General features: G+C 68.8%; 14 protein-coding genes and 1 rRNA gene. 6 read left to right on the forward strand and 9 right to left on the reverse strand.

Annotation, left to right across the window (positions count from 1 at the left end; genetic code table 11):
* Window positions 1-6 precede the first annotated feature (6 nt).
* The 4 genes from ABFX55_RS26575 to ABFX55_RS26590 all read right to left on the reverse strand — a co-directional run bounded on the left by ABFX55_RS26575 (window position 7) and on the right by ABFX55_RS26590 (window position 5294).
* Window positions 7-1080, reverse strand: a complete 1074-nt coding sequence (locus ABFX55_RS26575; RefSeq protein WP_346125347.1) for an LLM class flavin-dependent oxidoreductase — start codon at window positions 1078-1080, stop codon at window positions 7-9.
* Window positions 1081-1270: 190 nt separating this feature from the next.
* Window positions 1271-2422 carry an extracellular solute-binding protein gene (locus ABFX55_RS26580; RefSeq protein ID WP_346125349.1) on the reverse strand — a complete coding sequence of 384 codons (1152 nt, stop codon included), beginning with the start codon at window positions 2420-2422 and terminating at the stop codon, window positions 1271-1273.
* Window positions 2423-2527: 105 nt separating this feature from the next.
* A complete protein-coding gene (locus ABFX55_RS26585) occupies window positions 2528-4033 on the reverse strand; it encodes a CoA-acylating methylmalonate-semialdehyde dehydrogenase (protein ID WP_346125350.1) in 1506 nt (501 codons plus the stop codon).
* Window positions 4020-5294, reverse strand: a complete 1275-nt coding sequence (locus ABFX55_RS26590; protein WP_346125352.1) for an aspartate aminotransferase family protein — start codon at window positions 5292-5294, stop codon at window positions 4020-4022. Before ABFX55_RS26590 ends, ABFX55_RS26585 begins: the two co-directional genes overlap by 14 nt.
* 280 nt (window positions 5295-5574) lie before the next feature.
* Here ABFX55_RS26590 and ABFX55_RS26595 point away from each other — a divergent pair, with 280 nt between their 5' ends.
* Entirely contained in the window at window positions 5575-6279 is a 705-nt protein-coding gene (locus ABFX55_RS26595; protein WP_346125354.1) for an alternative oxidase, read from the forward strand.
* Window positions 6280-6493: 214 nt separating this feature from the next.
* Here the strand turns inward: ABFX55_RS26595 and ABFX55_RS26600 are convergent, their stop codons facing one another.
* Window positions 6494-7945: an MFS transporter gene (locus ABFX55_RS26600; RefSeq protein WP_346125356.1), complete on the reverse strand. Its 1452-nt coding sequence runs from the start codon at window positions 7943-7945 to the stop codon at window positions 6494-6496.
* A 54-nt stretch (window positions 7946-7999) separates the two neighbouring features.
* Between ABFX55_RS26600 and ABFX55_RS26605 the strand changes: the two genes are divergently transcribed.
* From ABFX55_RS26605 to ABFX55_RS26620, 4 genes are all read left to right on the forward strand, one after another.
* On the forward strand, window positions 8000-8701 hold the full coding sequence (locus ABFX55_RS26605; RefSeq protein WP_346125358.1) for a TetR/AcrR family transcriptional regulator C-terminal domain-containing protein: 702 nt from the start codon (window positions 8000-8002) through the stop codon (window positions 8699-8701).
* Window positions 8702-8714: 13 nt separating this feature from the next.
* Window positions 8715-10322: an AMP-binding protein gene (locus tag ABFX55_RS26610; RefSeq protein WP_346125360.1), complete on the forward strand. Its 1608-nt coding sequence runs from the start codon at window positions 8715-8717 to the stop codon at window positions 10320-10322.
* An 88-nt stretch (window positions 10323-10410) separates the two neighbouring features.
* On the forward strand, window positions 10411-12027 hold the full coding sequence (locus ABFX55_RS26615) for a PucR family transcriptional regulator (protein WP_346125362.1): 1617 nt from the start codon (window positions 10411-10413) through the stop codon (window positions 12025-12027).
* The gene (locus ABFX55_RS26620) at window positions 12024-12341 is read left to right on the forward strand and encodes a cupin domain-containing protein (protein WP_346125364.1); all 318 of its coding nucleotides are present in this window, start codon (window positions 12024-12026) and stop codon (window positions 12339-12341) included. Before ABFX55_RS26615 ends, ABFX55_RS26620 begins: the two co-directional genes overlap by 4 nt.
* A gap of 90 nt (window positions 12342-12431) precedes the next feature.
* Here the strand turns inward: ABFX55_RS26620 and trpS are convergent, their stop codons facing one another.
* Entirely contained in the window at window positions 12432-13394 is a 963-nt protein-coding gene (gene trpS / locus ABFX55_RS26625) for a tryptophan--tRNA ligase (protein WP_346125366.1), read from the reverse strand.
* 181 nt (window positions 13395-13575) lie between these two features.
* Window positions 13576-13725: a hypothetical protein gene (locus ABFX55_RS26630; RefSeq protein WP_346125368.1), complete on the reverse strand. Its 150-nt coding sequence runs from the start codon at window positions 13723-13725 to the stop codon at window positions 13576-13578.
* Between the two features lie 208 nt (window positions 13726-13933).
* Between ABFX55_RS26630 and ABFX55_RS26635 the strand changes: the two genes are divergently transcribed.
* The gene (locus ABFX55_RS26635; RefSeq protein ID WP_346125369.1) at window positions 13934-15403 is read left to right on the forward strand and encodes a phosphodiester glycosidase family protein; all 1470 of its coding nucleotides are present in this window, start codon (window positions 13934-13936) and stop codon (window positions 15401-15403) included.
* A 1005-nt stretch (window positions 15404-16408) separates the two neighbouring features.
* Here ABFX55_RS26635 and ABFX55_RS26640 read toward each other — a convergent pair.
* Window positions 16409-17647, reverse strand: a complete 1239-nt coding sequence (locus ABFX55_RS26640; RefSeq protein ID WP_346125371.1) for a S1 family peptidase — start codon at window positions 17645-17647, stop codon at window positions 16409-16411.
* Window positions 17648-18283: 636 nt separating this feature from the next.
* Window positions 18284-18400, reverse strand: a 5S ribosomal RNA gene (rrf, locus tag ABFX55_RS26645).
* Between the last annotated feature and the right edge of the window lie 68 nt (window positions 18401-18468).

The raw sequence follows: 18468 nt of genomic DNA on the forward strand, positions 1-18468 counted from the left end.
GATGGATCAACCCTTCTGCGCGAGCAGCGACTGGTGGGTGGGGGCGTCGGGCACGTTGGCGGGCCGCCCGATCGCGAACTCCTTGCGGAGCACGGGCACGACCTCCTCGCCGAGGATGTCGAGCTGCTCCAGGACCGTCTTCAGCGGCAGTCCCGCGTGGTCCATGAGGAACAGCTGGCGCTGGTAGTCGCCGAAGTACTCCCTGAACTTGAGCGTCCGCTCGATGACCTGGTCGGGGCTGCCGACCGTGAGCGGGGTCTCGGCCATGAACTCCTCGAGCGAGGGGCCGTGGCCGTAGACGGGGGCGTTGTCGAAGTAGGGGCGGAACTCGCGGATGGCGTCCTGGGAGTTCCTCCGCATGAACACCTGGCCGCCGAGGCCGACGATGGCCTGCTCGGGAAGGCCGTGACCGTAGTGGGCGTACCGCCTCCTGTAGAGGCTGACCAGCTGCTGGTAGTGCTCCTTCGGCCAGAAGATGTTGTTGGCGAAGAACCCGTCGCCGTAGTAGGCGGCCTGCTCGGCGATCTCGGGGCTGCGGATCGAGCCGTGCCAGACGAACGGCGGCACGCCGTCGAGGGGCGCGGGCGTCGAGGTGTAGCCCTGCAGCGGGGTGCGGAAGCGGCCCTCCCAGTCGACCACGGGCTCGCGCCACAGCCTGTGCAGCAGCGCGTAGTTCTCGATGGCCAGCGGGATGCCGTCGCGGATGTCCTTGCCGAACCAGGGGTAGACGGGACCCGTGTTGCCGCGGCCCATCATCAGATCCACCCTGCCGTCGGCCAGGTGCTGCAGCATCGCGAAGTCCTCGGCGATCTTCACGGGGTCGTTCGTGGTGATCAGCGTGGTCGAGGTCGACAGGATCAGGCGCTCGGTCCTGGCCGCGATGTAGCCGAGCATCGTCGTCGGCGAGGAGGCGACGAAGGGCGGGTTGTGGTGCTCACCTGTCGCGAACACGTCGAGGCCCACCTCTTCGGCCTTGAGCGCGATCGTGACCATCGCCTTGATCCGCTCGGCCTCCGTCGGCGTCCTGCCGGTGGTCGGGTCGGTCGTGACGTCGCTGACGGTGAAGATTCCGAACTGCATGGCGATCGCCGCCCTTCATGTTGAAGTTTCAATCGTCATGAACAGTGACCATTGACAGGATATTCCACACATGAAGAAGGAGCGCCCCGGGGTCGGGGGGAACACCCGGGACGCCCCTTGGCGGACGTCACCCAGCGGGGGGGACGGGCGCGCCCGCGGCATGGTCAAGCGGTGGCTGGCAGGCCCCCGATCAGCTCACAAGTCCTCGCCACCGCTCGGTCCAGGCGGCATAGTCAGTGCATTCCCCCTCAGGGGGTGTGCAATCCCCCGGTGGGCGTACGGCAAAGACCACCTTTGCCGGCTTGGCCGTCTTGTCCGGCTTGGCCGTCTTGGTGACGCCGTAGGCGGCGCAGACCGCCGTGGCCCTGCCTCTGCAGGCCTTGGAGGTGGCGGGGGCCAGCCCCACCCACGCGGCGGCGTCACGCTGGGTCTCGGCCATCGCGGTCCAGCTGAGCCAGCGGTAGGCGCAGTCGAGGCTGGGCGTGCTCGCGTTCAGCATCCAGGAGTCGACCCAGCCCGTGGTCTCGGACGTGTCGAGCGCCTTGACGTTCCTGCCCGCCTTCTGCAGCAGCATCCTGAAGTACGGCGTGGCCTGCGCGATGTCGACCTTGCCCGTGGCGAACGCGCGCACCAGGGTGATCGGGTCCTTCCAGTACAGCCGGTTCTTGTTCTTGCCCAGCAGCGTCATGGCCTGGTCGAGCTGGCCCGCGGTGAGCTCGTACGGGTCGTCGGCCCCGCCGGCGAGCGCGGCGTCGGCGATGGAGAGAGGGCTGTCGGGCAGCGCGGCCGTCTGGCTGTCGTACAGCGCCGAGGCGTCACGCGGTTTGGTCTTCGAGGCGTCGTAGATGATCTCGTGGGTGCCCCACAGGTACGGCACGCCGTACACCTTGCCGTCGACCTCGCTCTGGTCGCGCAGCCGCTTGGTCAGCTCGTCGTACCCCGTGACCCTGGCGGTGTCGATGGGCTGCACCTGCTGGGCCGCGATCAGGCCCGCGGCCACCTCGGGCCCCGCCGAGATCACGTCGTAGGCCCGCTCACCCACCCTGGCCTGCATCTCCTGGGCGGTCTGCACGGTGTCGAGCCTGGCGATGCGGCAGCCCGTCGTGCTCTCGAAGTCGGCCACCCAGTTCGTCGTGGCGCCGCCCGACTCCGCGTACCCCTTGTAGGTGAGGATCTGCAGGGTGCCGTCGCTCTGCGTGGGGCTCGTGGTCGGCGTCGGGCTCGGCACCGGTGTCCGCGAGGGAGTGGGACTGGTCTTGGGAGCGGGGGTCACGGGCCTGGCCGTCGCGGTCGCCGTCGCGCATCCGGCCATCGCCGTACACGCCGCAACGGCGACAGCCATGGCAGATATGTGGTGTTTCACGAAGTCCCCCTTGTCCAGGCTGGAGCTTACCGGGGACCGCGTGGGGCAGGGGTGCGCGCCGCCACGGCCCGCACCCCTTGCTGACTACTTGTTGGTGGGGAACCCGAGGTTCACGCCGCCGTGCGAAGGGTCGAGCCACCGCGAGGTGACGACCTTGCCCCGCGTGTAGAAGTGCACGCCCTCCGCGCCGTGGACATGCGTGTCGCCGAAGAGCGAGGCCTTCCATCCGCCGAAGCTGTAGAAGGCCATCGGCACGGGGATCGGCACGTTGATGCCGATCATGCCGACCTCGACCTCGTTCTGGAAGCGCCTGGCGGCGCCCCCGTCGTTGGTGAAGATCGCGGTGCCGTTGCCGAACTCGCCGCCGTTGATGAGCTCCAGGCCCTCCTCGTAGGAGGAGATCCGCACCACCGACAGCACCGGGCCGAAGATCTCCTCGGTGTGCACGCGAGAACCCGCGGGCACGTGGTCGAGGAGGGTGGGACCGAGCCAGAAGCCCGGCGTCTCCACCGCCTTGCCGCCGCCGAGCACCGCGGTCTCGCGCCCGTCGATCACCAGCTTCGCGCCCTCGGAGACGCCCAGGTCGAGGTAGGAGGCGACCTTGTCGCGGTGCACCTCGGTGACCAGCGGCCCCATCTGGGAGCGCTCGTCGTCGCCCGGGCCGATGGTCAGCTTGGCGACCCTCTCCTCGATCTTGGAGACGAGCTCGTCGCCGACGGGGTCCACGGCCAGCACGACCGAGATCGCCATGCACCGCTCGCCGGCCGAGCCGAAGCCCGCCGAGACCGCCGCGTCGGCGACCAGGTCGAGGTCGGCGTCGGGCAGCACCAGCATGTGGTTCTTCGCGCCGCCGAGCGCCTGGACCCGCTTGCCGTTCGCGGTGCCGGTCTCGTAGACGTAGCGGGCGATCGGGGTGGAGCCGACGAAGGAGACGGCCCTGACGTCCTCGTGGGCCAGCAGCCTGTCGACGGCCACCTTGTCGCCCTGGACGACGTTGAAGACGCCGTCGGGCAGCCCTGCCTCCTTCCAGAGCCGCGCCATGAGCAGCGAGGCCGAGGGGTCCTTCTCCGAGGGCTTGAGGATGAAGGCGTTGCCGCAGGCGATCGCGATGGGATACATCCACATCGGCACCATCGCGGGGAAGTTGAACGGCGTGATGCCCGCCACGACCCCGACAGGCTGCCGGATGGAGTAGGAGTCGACCCTGGTCGAGACGCCCTCGGAGAAGCCGCCCTTCAGCAGGTGCGGGATGCCGCAGGCGAACTCCACGACCTCCAGGCCCCTGGCCACCTCGCCGAGCGCGTCGGAGTGCACCTTGCCGTGCTCGGCGGAGATCAGCGCGGCCAGCTCGTCGCGGTGGGCGTACATCAACTCGCGGAAGCGGAAGAGCACCTGCGCCCGCTTGACCAGCGACGCGTCGCGCCAGGCGGGGAAGGCCGCGACCGCGGCCGCGACGGCCGCGTCGACGTCGGCGACCGACGCCAGCGACACGTGCCCGCTGACCTCTCCGGTGGCGGGGTTGAAGATCTCGGCGGTACGGCTGTCGCCGTCCACCAGGGATCCGTTGATCCAGTGCTTAACGAGCTTCATCGTTGATGGTCTCCAGAGCGTTGACGATGATGCCGAGCCCCTCAGCGGCCTCGTCCATCGTCAGGGTGAGCGGCGGCGCCATGCGGATGACGTTGCCGTGGAGGCCGCCCTTGCCCGCGAGCAGGCCCGCCTTCTTGGACTCCTCCATGAACCTGGCGGCCAGCGCGCCGTCGGCCAGCTCCACCGCGAACATCAGGCCCTTGCCGCGGACGCCGGTGACGATCGGCAGCCGCTCGGCGGCCTCGCGCAGTCCGTTGATGATCAGCGTGCCGGTGCGCTGGGCATTGGCCTGCAGGTCGTGGTCGAGTACGTAGTCGAGCGTGGCGTTGGCGGCGGCCATCGAGATCGGGTTGCCGCCGAAGGTGGCCAGGCCCACCGCGTGCAGGTTGTCGAGCAGGTCTCCGCGGGCCACGATGCCGCCGACCGCGAAGCCGTTGCCCAGGCCCTTGGCGAAGGTCATCATGTCGGGGGTCACACCGTGGTTCTGGATCCCGAAGAAGGCCGAGCCCGTACGGCCCCAGCCCGTCTGCACCTCGTCGGAGATGAACAGGATGCCCTCTTCGTCGAGCACCTCCTTGTAGGCGGCGAACAGCCCGTCGGGGGCCATCGTGAAGCCGCCCACGCCCTGGATCGGCTCGGCGATCAGCGCCGCCACGTCGTTGGACACGGAGGTGGCCAGCACGTGGCGCAGGTCCTCGACGCAGACCTTGATGTAGTCGGCGTCGGACAGGCCCGCGAACTGGGGCAGGTGGCGGTCGGCGCCGTGCAGGAACGTCGCGTTGACCGGCGAGTAGGAGTTGTTCTTCCACGCGCGGTTGGAGGTGACGCCGATCGCGCCGAAGGAGCGGCCATGGTAGCTCTGCCGCATGGCGAGCACCTGGTCGGACTTGCGCGCGTAGGTGGCCAGCAGCAGGGCCGTCTCGTTGGCCTCGGTGCCCGAGTTGGTGAAGAACACCTTCGCGTCGGGGATGCCCGAGAGCCTTGCGATCTTCTCGGCCAGCTCGATCTGGCCGCGCAGCAGGTAGACCGTACTGGTGTGCACCACTCCGGTGGCCAGCTGACGCTCGACGGCCTCACGCACCTCGGGCACGTCGTACCCGATCATGTTGGTGAGGATCCCGGCGAAGAAGTCGAGATAGCTCTTGCCCGAGGCGTCGACGACACGGTTGCCCTTGCCGCTGACGATCTCGATGGGCTCGTTGTAGTAGAGGGCCACCCAGTTGGGGATTACCGCCCTGTGGCGCGCGAGAAGGTCCGACATGCTACGAGTATCCCGGTTATCCACCACGCATCCCACCTCCAAACTGTCGGCATGACGCGACATCGGCTTACACGTTGTCCTCACAGAATATGTCTGGACATAACGACGTCCAACGGAGGGTCTCGAACGCCCCTCCCCTAGGGGATGTCCCGTGCACCTGGCGACGTACGCCGGAGAGTCTCGCTACATCGCGAGAGGCATGCCGATTGCCCTCCGTCGGCGGACGCCGGGGCACCCTGCCTTCGAGCACGATCAGGTCATCGAAACGAAGGAGACAGAGATGACCATCACGATCGACCGCCCCGAGGCCCCCGCGGGACCGCCCAAGCTCGACCGCGACGCCCTTCGCCGCGCGCAGGCCGAGACTCTGGACACGCCGCGTATGGACTACAGCCTGCTGGCCAAGATGATGTTCAAGCCCGTCGACCTCATGTACGGCAAGCAGGGGTCGTTCACCAAGTTCGCCATGCTCGAGGTCATCGCCCGCGTGCCGTACCAGGCGTGGGAGCGGATGGGTTACTGGGCGGTGCACCGTTACTCGGGCAGGTCTGCCCTGGCCAAGAGGGTGTTCGAGCGGATCGTCGAGGCCCGCGCCGACCAGGACAACGAGCAGTGGCACCTGCTGATCATGCAGGACCTCATCCAGCGCAACGGGATGAAGCAGAACTGGCTGCTGCACAAGGTGGCGCCGTGGTTCATCTCGTTCTTCTACTACCACGTCTCGTGGGTGCTGTTCCTGGTCAGGCCCGAGGCCTCGTACCGGCTGAACGCGGAGTTCGAGGACCATGCCGAGCACGAGTACATGACCTTCGTGGCCGACAACCCCGACCTGGAGTTCATGCCCGACCCCGGGACGTACGCCGACGAGTACGGGCGCTACCGGTCGGTGGCCGACCTGATGCGGCAGATCGGCCACGACGAGCGCGTTCACAAGCTGGACAGCCTGGAGAACGTCAAGGACCCCCACTGGGCCCCCACCCGGTGACCCCCGACCGCCCCTCTCCCCGACCACGGAGCCGAGGTTCCTCGGGGAGGAGACTCACCGAAGTCACGGGCCGGAGGTCCTACGGGCAGAGCCCCTCGGAGAGGGCCGAGCATCCGTCCGGCCCTCTCCCCCATCAGCAGGCCGCAACTCCCCGAGGCGCGCCTCTCTTCGGCTCGTTCGCGAACGCCGCGAGCGGCACACCGAACGGCCGGGGTCACACCTCGGCCGGCACCGGGGCCGCGGGGGCCTTCGGGCGCAGGACGGCCATCGCCAGGCACGCCGCCGCCACGCACGACACCGCCCCGATCCACGACCCCGTCGCCATCGCCGTGCCGAACGCCTCCCTGCCGGCCGCCGCCACCTCGGGCCCGAGCAGCACGGCGTTCGCGATCGACTCCTGGGCCGCCTCGGGCGCGGTCGAGGGCATCGCCGAGGTGTACACCCCCGCCAGCACGCTGCCGAGCGCCGCGATGCTGAGGGCCATGCCAACCTGCTGGATGGTGTCGTTGAGCGCCGACCCGACACCGGCGTGCTCCATCGGCACCGCCCCCATGAGCGTCGCGTACGCCGCGGGCCCCGCGATCCCGCCACCCGCCCCCATGACGAGGAAGGCCACGAACAGCGACCAGTAACCGCTGCTCATGGCCATCACTACGAACGACACACCCATGATCAGCATGCCCGCGACGATCAGCGTCTTGTTGCTGGCCTTCTGTCCGAGCGCGGCCCCCACGCCGTTGAAGATCGCCGCCGAGACCGCGTACGGCAGCAGCGCGAGCCCCGCCTGCGCCGCGCCGTAGCCGAGCACGAACTGCAGGTACTGCGTCAGCATCAGCATCACCGCGCCCGACCCGAACGACATCAGCAGGATCGAGAACGACGACCCGCTGAAGTTGCGGTTCCTGAACAGGCCGAGCGGCAGCATCGGGCTGGCCGACCTGCGCTCCCACACCAGGAAACCGCCCAGGGCCAGCACGGCCACGGCGATCATGACGGGGTTCCACGTCCGCTCGATGACCACGTAGACCAGCGAGACCAGGCCGACGATCGAGAGCACCACGCCCAGCGGGTCGAGGCTGCGGGCCGGCCCCTTGGTCTCGGGCATCAGCACAAGGGCGGCGATGACGCCGACCACCGCGATGGGGACGTTGAGCAGGAAGACCGAGCCCCACCAGTAGTGCTCGATGAGCAGGCCGCCCACGATGGGCCCGGCGATCACGCCGATCATCGCGACGGCGCTCCACGCGGCCATGGCCTTGCGCCGCTCGTCGTCGTCGAAGGTCGTGATCAGGATGGACAGGGTCGAGGGCATGAGGATCGCCCCTCCCACGCCCATCAGCCCTCTGGCGGCGATGAGCTGCCAGGGTTCGACGGCCAGCACGGCCACCAGGGAGGCGCCGCCGAACAGGGCGAGGCCGATGACGAGGAAGCGGCGCCTGCCGTACCGGTCGGAGAGACTGCCCGCGGTGAGCAGCAGGCCCGCGAAGACCAGCACGTAGGAGTCGAGGATCCACTGGATCTCGGAGGGGCTGGCGCCCAGGTCCTGCATGAGGGTGGGGATCGCCACGTTGAGGACGGTGCTGTCCACCACGAGCGGCATCAACGCCAGGCAGAGGACGACGAGAGACCACCAACGACGAGGGTCTCGTACAGCGTTCGAGTTCACTCGCACACTGTACGACACACTCGCACACTGTGCGAGCGGATTTATGCTGGTCCTGTGACCGCCAAGCAGTTCGCCTCCGTCTGGACTCGTGAACCCCGCCAGGGGAAAGCGCAGGGTCTGACCCGCGACCAGATCGTCAGGGCCGCGATCGAGATCCTGGACGCCGAGGGCCTCGCCGCGCTGAGCATGCGCAAGCTCGGCGCCAGGCTCGGCGCCGGCGCCACGAGCCTCTACTGGCACGTGGCCAACAAGGACGAGCTGCTGGAGCTGGTCTACGACGAGGTCTGGGGCGAGATGTCGGTCCCCGACCCCGACTCGGCCGGCTGGCGCGACACCGGGTGGGCCTTCGCGCACGGCATGCGCAAGGTGATCCTGCGTCATCCATGGCTCGCCGGACTCCTCGGCAAGTTGCCCGCCATCGGCCCCAACGCGCTGCGCGCGGCCGAACTGCTGCGCAAGGGTCTGCACCAGGCGGGCTTCCGCGGCCTCGAGGAGGACTACGCGGGGGCGGCGATCACCGCTTTCGTCTTCGGCTCGGTCATCCCCGAGGTCGTGTGGACGAGCGCGGCCGCGGAGAAGAACTACGACACCGCGAGCATGCGCGAGGCCGTCAAGACAGCCGCGGCCGACTACCCCGACCTCATCGCCCGCGCGGAGGAGTACGCCGCCCACGAACCCGCGGCGGTCCGCGAGATGAACTTCGCCTTCGGACTCGCCTGCGTGCTCGATGGCCTTGAGAGGCGGCTGGTCACGTAGCAGGATCGCCAGCATGAGCGATTTCCGCGCCGCCAGAGACTTCCTGCTGCAGGCCGACTACGCCACCGCCCGCCGCGACTTCCGCTGGCCCAGGCCCGCGGAGTTCAACTGGGCGCTCGACTGGTTCGACGGCGTGCTGGCCGCGGAGACCCCCGACGCCGTCGCGCTCAAGATCGTGGGCAGGGTCTCCTACACCTTCGCCGAGCTGTCCAGACGCTCAGGCCAGGTCGCCAACCGGCTGCGCGAGCAGGGCGTACGGCGCGGCGACCGCATCCTGCTCATGCTCGGCAACCAGGCCGAGCTGTGGGAGGCGTTGCTGGCGGCGATGAAGCTCGGCGCGGTGGTCATCCCCGCCACGACGCTGCTGTCGGCCAAGGACGTGGCCGACAGGGTCGAGCGCGGCGCGGTCGCGCACGTCATCGCCAACGCGGCGGACGCGGCCAAGTTCACCGGCGGGCCGTACACGAAGATCTCCGTGGGCGAGGCGGAGGGCTGGCTGCCGTTCTCCTACGGGGAGGAGGGCTTCACGCCCGACGGCGTCACCCGCGCGGACGACACGCTGCTGCTCTACTTCACCTCGGGCACGACCTCCCAGCCCAAGCTGGTCGAGCACACGCACCTGTCCTACCCCGTCGGCCACCTGTCGACGATGTACTGGATCGGCGTACGGCCGGGGGAGGTGCACCTCAACGTCTCCTCCCCCGGCTGGGCCAAGCACGCGTGGAGCAACGTCTTCGCCCCGTGGAACGCGGGCGCGACCGTGCTCGTCCACGACTACCAGCGCTTCTCCGCCGCCGAGCTGCTCGAGGTGCTCAGGACGGAGAACGTCGCCACCTTCTGCGCGCCGCCGACGGTGTGGCGGATGCTCATCCAGGAGGACCTCGGCGCGTGGCGGCTCCCGCTGCGCACCGCGGTCGCCGCGGGCGAGCCGCTCAACCCCGAGATCATCGACCAGGTCGACAAGGCGTGGGGCATCACCATCCGCGACGGCTACGGCCAGACGGAGACGACCGCGCAGATCGGCAACGTTCCCGGCCTGCCCGTCAAGCCCGGCTCGATGGGCCTGCCGCTGCCCGGCTACGACATCGCCCTGCTCGACCCGGTGACCGGTGAGCCTGGCGACGACGGCGAGATCTGCCTCCCGCTGGACGACCGCCGCCCCCTCGGCCTGATGTCCGGATATGTCGGGCGGGAGAGCGACCAGGCCGGCTACTACCACACCGGCGACGTGGCCAGCCGCGACGCCGACGGCTACATCACCTACGTCGGCCGCACCGACGACGTCTTCAAGGCCTCCGACTACCGCATCTCGCCGTTCGAGCTGGAGAGCGTGCTGCTGGAGCACGAGGCGGTGGCCGAGGCCGCGGTCGTCCCCGCCCCCGATCCGGTACGGCTGGCCGTACCGAAGGCCTATGTCACGCTGGCCCCCGGCTTCGAGCCGACGGCCGAGACGGCCCGCTCGATCCTGTCGTACGCCCGCGAGCACCTGGCCCCCTACAAGCGCGTGCGCCGCCTGGAGTTCGGCGACCTCCCCAAGACGATCTCCGGCAAGATCCGCCGCGTTGAGCTGCGGGAACAGGCGCCCGCCCACGAGTACACCGACGATGATCTGAGGGCGTGAGCCGGTACGCGGACATAGAATGGTTCGCGCGACATCGTGTAAATGTCGTGGTAGCCATAGTTACATCCTGATCGGATAGGCTCCACACGTGCTGCCCACCATCTCCGACGTTCTGTCCCTGGAGACCGTTCGCAGGGGCAATCCCCGCGTGGTCGCAGGCGCGGATCGGCTCGACAGCCGGGTGCGGTGGGTGCACGTGGGCGAGATCGCCGACATCGCACACCTGCTGCGCGGCGGCGAGCTGGTCCTGACCACCGGCGTCGCCCTGCCTGAAGATCCCGAGAAGCTGGCCGCCTACATCGGCGAGCTGTCGGCCGTCGGCGCCGCCGGGCTGGTCGTGGAGCTGGGCCGCAGATTCGTCCGCGAGCTGCCGCGCGCGGTGGTCAAGGCGGCGGAGGAGCACGGCCTGCCGCTGATCGTGCTGGCCCGCGAGACCCCTTTCGTGCAGATCACCGAGTCGGTCCACGCCAGGATCATCGACATCCAGCTGGAGGAGCTGCGCGCCTCCGAGCAACTGCACGAGGTCTTCACCGAGCTGTCGGTGGAGGGCGCCTCGCCCGCCGAGGTGCTCGCCCAGGTCTCCAGGCTGTCCGGCCGGCCCGTGCTGCTGGAGAACCTCGCCCACCAGGTACTGGCCTGCGAGTCGGCGGGCCGCGACACCGGTGTGCTGCTGGCCGGATGGGAGTCGAGGTCGCGCGCGGTCGCCCCGCAGGAGCGCACCTCCTACGACGCCTCCTCGGGCTGGCTGGTCACCACCGTCGGCGCCCGCGGCCAGGACTGGGGACGGCTCATCCTGCTCTGCGACGCCCCGCCGGGCCCCCGCGAGATGGTGCTGGCCGAGCGCGCCGCCACCACGCTGGCGCTGGGCCGCCTGCTGGAGCGCCACCAGGAGTCGCTCGAACGCCAGGCGCACGGCACGATCATCACCGGCATCCTCACCCACGCCTACGCCGACCCCGACGAGGCCGCCGCCCGCGCCCGCGCGGTGGGCGTGCCGCTCACCGGACGCAAGCTCGTCAGCGTGGTCCTGCGCCTGGTCGACCCCGTCGACCAGGCCCTCGACGGCCAGGCACTGCTCGGCGAGCTGGCCGAGGCCACCGCCTCGGTCTGCCGCGACGCCAAGCTGCCCGCCCTCGTCGGCGCGCTCGACCAGGACCGCGTCGGTGTGCTGCTCCCGCTGCCGCCGCGCACGCAGGTCGAGCCGGCGCTGACCGCGCTGGCCGAGCGCCTGCGCGCGCTGTGGAAGCCTGGCTCGACGTTCGTGCTGGCCGCGGGCTCGGCGGTCGAGTCCATCCGCGACGTGCGGCGCAGCTTCCTCGAGGCCGAGCAGGTCGCCGACGTGGCCGTCCGCCAGCCCGACGGCAGGCCCTACTACCGCCTGCCCGACCTGCGCCTGCGCGGCCTGCTCCACCTGCTGCGCGACGACGCCAGGATCCAGACGTTCGCCGAACGCGAGCTGGGGCCGCTGCTCGCGCACGACGCCCAACGCGGCGGCGACCTCACCCGCATCCTGCGCATCTACCTCGACGCCGGACGCAACAAGGCGGTCGCCGCCCAGAAGGCGCACCTGTCGCGCCCCGCCTTCTACGACCGGCTGCGCCGCCTCGAGCGCATCCTCGACACCGACCTCGACGACGTGGAGTCGTGCCTGTCGCTCCACGTCGCCCTCCTGGCCCTCGAATCCTTCCGCAGGGAGAACCGTTGATCCGCGTCATGCACGTCGCCGACGTCCGGCTCGAACCCGATCCGCTCGACCCGTCCCAGATCGTCTCCGGCACCCCCGTCACCTCGGTCGCCGAGCTCGACGAGGGGCGTGGCATCTGGGAGATCACCCCTGGCGTGGTGACCGACGTGGAGCGCGACGAGATCTTCGTCGTCCTGTCGGGGCGGGCCACGATCGAGACCGACGACGGGCAGCGCGTGGAGGTCGGCCCGGGCGACGTGTGCCTCCTGCCCGAGGGCGCGAAGACCACGTGGACGGTGCACGAGACCCTGCGCAAGGTCTACCAGGCCCACTGAGCAGTCCCTGCCCTGGTTGATCGCCGGCCTATGTTCGACATGTGGCCACCGAGGCGTCTCGGACAGCGAGCCGATCGCCACCAGCGCCGGCTAGAACCCCATGGCCTGCCTGACCTCCTCCAGCGTCAGCACAGCCCGCTCCCTCGCCCTGGCGTTGCCGGCCGTCAGCACCTCGCGCGCGTCGGCGGCGTCCAGCGAGGACCTCAGCTTCCTCATCGGGTGGAGGAACTCGTTGACCGCCTCGGTGAGCAGCCGCTTGAGCCGCGCGGCTCCACCGTCCCCGATCTCCTCGGCGATCTCCTCTGGCGCGCGGCCGAGGCAGAGCCCGGCCAGCGTGAGCAGGTTGGCCACCTCGGGCCTGCGCTCAGGGTCGTAGGAGATGTGCCGGTCGGCGTCGGTGCGGGCGGCCCTGATCACGGCCGCGGTCTCGTCCGCTGTGGCCTTCAGCGCGATCGCGTTGCCCCTGCTCTTGCTCATCTTGCCGCCGTCGAGGCCCCTGAGCAGCGGAGCCGAGCCCATCATGGCCTCCGGCAGCGGGAAGACCGGGGCGTAGCGCTCGTTAAAGCGGCGCGCGACCAACCTGGTCACCTCGACGTGCGGCAGCTGGTCCTTGCCGACGGGCACCAGCGTGCCCTTGCAGAACAGGATGTCGGCCGCCTGGTGCACAGGGTAGGTGAACATCAGCCCGCTGACCGCGCTCTGCGAACTGTGCGCGATCTCGTCCTTGACGGTCGGGTTGCGCTTCAGCTCCGCCACGCTGACCAGCGAGAGGAACGGCAGCAGCAGCTGGTTGAGCTCGGGTACGGCGCTGTGCTGGAAGATCGTCACCTTGGCCGGGTCGAGTCCGATCGCTAGGTAGTCGAGCAGCAGCTCGGTGATGTTGTGCTGGATCCGGCCAGGCACGTCCCTGTCGGTGATCACCTGGTAGTCGGCGACCAGGACGTACATCTGGTGGAGCTCCTGCAGCCGCACCCGGTTGGCCAGCGTGCCGAAATAGTGGCCCAGGTGGAGCGGGCCCGTCGGGCGGTCACCTGTGAGCACGATGTGGTTCATTCTGGGGTCCTTTCGCAAGCGTCCCCAGAGACCACGAAAGGCCGTCCGGAGACGGCCTTCACGCATGTGGAAGTCAGGGGCCGTCGGGCGGCCACCACCACATGCCGATAGTCATGAACCCATTATAGGGCGCAAGCCGCACTGGACCCAGATTCCGTACGGCTTGCGCCCGGCTAGTTGTTCACCTGCGCTGATCCCGCGTCGCGTCGGCGTGGATCGTGTCGTCCGCGCAGATGTACATGTCCCACCGCCGGGGACGCGCCACGAACGCGCCAAGAATGAATCCCAGGACAACGCTCGCGATGATCACAAGGAGGATGCTCAGCCCCATGTCGGCTGCCTCTCGGGATGATGTGCCGCTCGAACTCATTGGAAAGCGGCTTACCGAAAGGTAACCCCGGATGGTCACCCACCGCAGCTGAATCCCGGCATTGTCGTGTCAATTAGGTAACTGTCTTACCTGGTCTGCGTGTTCGGCTGACTGGGCGCTGTTGATCTCGCCAGTATGGATCGGTTGCCGTCCTTCTGGGGAGTTTTTCATGTCTCGACGCGCCCTCGTCGGCCTTGCCATGGCCGCCGCTCTCACGGTCACCGTTGCGGTGCCCGCCACGGCAGAGGAGGTGTCGGCCCCCTTCCCCTCAGCGAGGTTCCCCCTCGGCGAGCGCGGGCTGCCGGCGAAGACGCACAAGAGCGTCGGCGGCGGCATCGACCTCTACAGCGTCGCGACCGGCACCGCCAACGACGGCTACACCGTCACCGTGCTGATGCCCAGCGGGCGCGACTACGGCAGACGCGAGACCGCCGAGGCGAAGGCCGCCGAGGTGGAGGCGGCGGGCCAGACGGCCAGCGTGCAGCGCGTGGTCCGTCCCGCCGTCTCGGACGACCCGTCCGAGGAGATCTTCATGGTCCGCGTCGGGCTCTGGCCGCTGAAGGACAAGGACAAGGCCGTCAAAGCGGCCAAGGAGCTGTCCGACGCGGGGGTGAAGGCCCGCGCCGACTACCTCGGCGACGACGGGGTGAAGACGACGGGCCCCTGGCAGATGCAGGTCCTCACCGTCGACCCGCGCAGGTTCCGGGGTTCCTACGCCGCGAGCCTCGGCACGAGCGTCGCCAAGCGCGAGACCACCTCCTCGATGGCCGGCGCGCGTAAGGCGATCGCCGCCGTCAACGGTGGCTTCTTCAACATCCACACCTCTCCGGCCCTGCGCGGCGAGCCCGTCGGCATCTCCGTGGTCGGCGGCAGGCTGCTCAGCGAGGCCGTCCCCGGCCGCTCGGCCGTCGTCCTCAAGGGCCGTACGGCCCGCATCACCGAGCTCACCACCAAGATGTCCGCCATCTCCCAGGACGGCACCCGCCTCGACATCAACGGCGTCAACCGGCTCGGCACCACGGACGAGCTGATCCTCTACACCGAGGAGTACGGCGCCAAGACCCCGGCCAACGGCGGCGCCGAGGCCGTCCTCGACGCCTCTGGCAAGGTCATCGCCCTGCGGACGGCGGGCGGCGCCGTGCCCAAGGGCGCGCGGGTCCTGCACGGCGCGGGCGCGGCGGCCGACTGGCTGTGGGAGCACGCGTGGGAGAAGTGGAGCGTGACCGTCGACACCAAGGTCATCGACGAGCGCACGGGGCGCAGGGTCGCCCTCACCCCCGACGTCAGCGTGATCGGCGGCGGCGTCGGGCTCATCCGCAACGGCCGCATCAAGGTGACCGCCAAGCGCGACGGCCACGACTCGGTCAACATGATCCTCCGCCGCCACCCCCGCACCCTCCTCGGCGTGACGAGGTCGGGCGGGCTGGTGCTCGCCACGGTCGACGGACGCAAGCCGGGCATCACGGTGGGCGCGAACATGATCGAGGCGGCGCAGCTGATGAAGTGGCTGGGCGCGGTGCAGGCGATCAACCTGGACGGCGGCGGCTCGACCGCGATGGTCGTCGGCGGCAAGGTCGTCAACCAGCCCTCCGACGGAGGAGAGCGCGCGGTGGGCGACGCCCTCCTGGTCCTCCCCTGACCCGCTCCACCGGGGTCGGTTCCTGAGTATCCGCCGGCGCCTCCCTCAAGGCGCCGGCGGCTTCCGGGCAACCTCCGCGAGGTTCCGCCGATCTCCGGGAGATACCTGAAATCCCACCTAGTCTCGTGAGCTCAGCGCGTCTCCGGGAATCCTCGTTGAGGTCACCGATCTTCGGAGAATCCCCCTTGAGACCCTAGTCTCGTGAGCTCAGCGCGTCTCCGGGAATCCTCGTTGAGGTCACCGATCTTCGGAGAATCCCCCTTGAGACCCCGCCGATCTCCGGGAGATGCCGCAGCCTCTCTTAGATACCGCATGACCCCGTGGGCTCAGCCTGTCTCCAAGGATCCTCGTCGAGGCGTCACCGATCCTTGGGGGACTCCTCTTTAGACCCCGCCGATCTCCGTAGGGAATGCCGCCGGCCTCCCCTGAAATACCACCAGGCCCCGTGAGCTCAGCCGACCTCCGGGGATCCTCCTTGAGTCGTCACCGATCTTCGAAGGATCCCCCTTGAGACGCCGCCGATCTCCATAGGGAATGCCGCCAGCTTCCCTGAAATACCACCAGGCCCCCGCGAGCTCAGTCTGTCTCCAGGGATCCCCGTTGGGGCGTCACCGATCCTTGGGGATTCCTCTGGGAATCCCGCCGACCCTCCGGGAATCCTGCTTGAGGCGTCACCGATCTTCGAAGGATCCTCCTTGAGACCCCGCCGATCTTCATGGGATTGCCGCCGCTCTCCCTGTGATGCCGCAAAGCCCGCGGGCCGCCGGTGTTGCAGGGAGAGCGGCGGCGAGATCGGCGGGTCCCGAGGGATCCTCGCAGAACGGTGACGCCCCAGGGGATCTTGTGGAGACCGGCGGAGCGCCGTGGGGTTCCCGGCGGTCTCCTCAGGGGTTGGTCGACAGCCCCGGGGTTCAGGAGATATGCCGACCTGGGTATCTCGGCGGGACGGTTTCGGCTTGGCTCAGCGGCGATCTCAGCCCAGTTGCCTGAGCCAGCGCGGCCACTTCAGCGGGATGACTTCAGCTCGGTGATGAAGGCGCCGACATACGGGTGCGCGGGGTACAGCTCTCGCACCCGGTAGAACCTCTCCAGCGCCCGGCCGTTCCGCCCGGCAAAGTAGTCGTCGAGCGCCGCGTCGTACACCTTGGATGTCTCCGACATCACCGGCGCCACCCCCGCCGCCGCCAGCCGCTTCCTGATGACGCCCACAGGAAGCACGAAGCTCGCGTTCTCCGTGTCCGCGCCGTCCACCTGCCGGGCACCCGCGATCAGCGTGCCGACGACCTTCCCCTCCTTGCTGAACACCGGCCCACCTGAGTTCCCTCCGTAGGACGGCGCCTGCGCCTGCAGGTACGGCACGCCGCTCACCGTCGTACGCTTCACGTTGTACGCGCCCTCGGTGAGCGACGGATACATCCTCGACCGCTCGTCCAGCGTCGCGTTGAACACCGTGATGCCGGGGAACCCGCTGATGTAGAGGTAGTCGCCCACCCTGACATCGCCGTCCCGCCCGAGCGAAAGCGTCGGGAGGTTACGCGCACCCTTCATCCGCAGCAGCGCGAAGTCCACCCCCGGGTAATCGCTGCCCTTGGCGACCAGCCCGAGAGCGCGAACGCTGATCCTGCCCTTCCCGTCGTGCATCTTGACGGCGAGCCGCTTCCGCACGCCCGTCACCCGCATCACCTTCAGGTCGTATGCCGTGAACAGCGTTTTGGCCAACTTCGCCATGCCGTCGTCGGGCTGGGCGAATCCCGCCACGCTCTTGAGGAAGCCGCGCACGTCAGCCTCGATGACCTTGGGGAGCGCCAGCTCGGCGAACCGCTGGCGGAGAAGGGTGTTGTTCGTGGCCACGCAGTGCGCCCCGGTCACCATGTAACCGTCGGGCGTGATCCACCAGCCCGTGCAGATGGAGCTGACCTCGGTGGCCGCCTTCCTGGCGGGCTTACTCGGCACGAGATACTTTCCCACGTTCCGCGACGCCGTCCTGAGCACCCACTTGACCTGGCTCTGATGGTCAGCCGGGATGCGACCCGCCTTCGCGTGCTTCTTCGCCTTGGCGAACAGCGCGGTGAAAGCCGCGGTGGGAACGGGTGAGGGAACCATGACCGTCCCGCTGTAGGACATGCCGATCAGTTGGACGGCCGGATTGGTCCTGGCCGCGAGCCGGGTGCCCACGGCGATGTCTCGCGGGCGCGGGTCGGCATGCGCGATCCCCTGCGCGAGTGTCGCTGCTGAGAGTGCCATGGCGATGGCTGCTGCTGGTACACGTCGACTGCGCATGGTCCCGCCCCTTGGATACGTCGTTGGAGCGAGCGTGCGGCGAGGAGCTTACAGACGACCGACGTCCGGTTTCGAACGCCTTGCGAAGCACTTCACCCCCACACTTCGCGCCTTCGCCCTCAGGACCAGCCACCTCGGGCCGGCCATCCAACGACCTGGAGGATGACGCACGAGTCCTGGACGTGGCGAAGCACCTCACCACACCCCTGCCCTCGCCGCCTTAATCAGCCGTGTGGGGGGCCAGCCGTCCGACGACCTGGGGATCACGCGCGAGTCCTGGACCTCGCGAAGCGCTTCACCATATCTGTGCCCTCGCCGCCATCTGTGCCCTCGCCGCCCTGATCAGCCGCGTGGGGCCAGCCGCCCGACGGCCTGCGGGGATCACGTGCAAGCTCTGGCGCCTCGGGAGGCATTTCACCACACCTGACCTCGGGACCAGCCGTTTCGGACCAGCCGCCCAGCGGCCTGCCGGGGAATCACGAGCCTGGAATTTGAGTGGAGAAGCGCGCATGAATCCCACGTCCGCTTGGACAACAGAAGAGACCCCGGAAATGCAGAAAGGGCCCCACCCAACGGGTGAAGCCCTTCCATACAAAGATTGCGCGGCGGCGACCTACTCTCCCACACCCTCCCGAGTGCAGTACCATCGGCGCTGCAGAGCTTAACTTCCGGGTTCGGAATGTAACCGGGTGTTTCCTCTACGCTATAACCGCCGCAACCCTGTGAAACTAACAAACACAGACGTGCTTGTTGTCTCAGAATTGCCTAGTGGACGCGAGCAAAAG

Origin of the sequence: Nonomuraea roseola, assembly GCF_039535395.1 — a bacterium.
Lineage (GTDB): Bacteria > Actinomycetota > Actinomycetes > Streptosporangiales > Streptosporangiaceae > Nonomuraea > Nonomuraea roseola.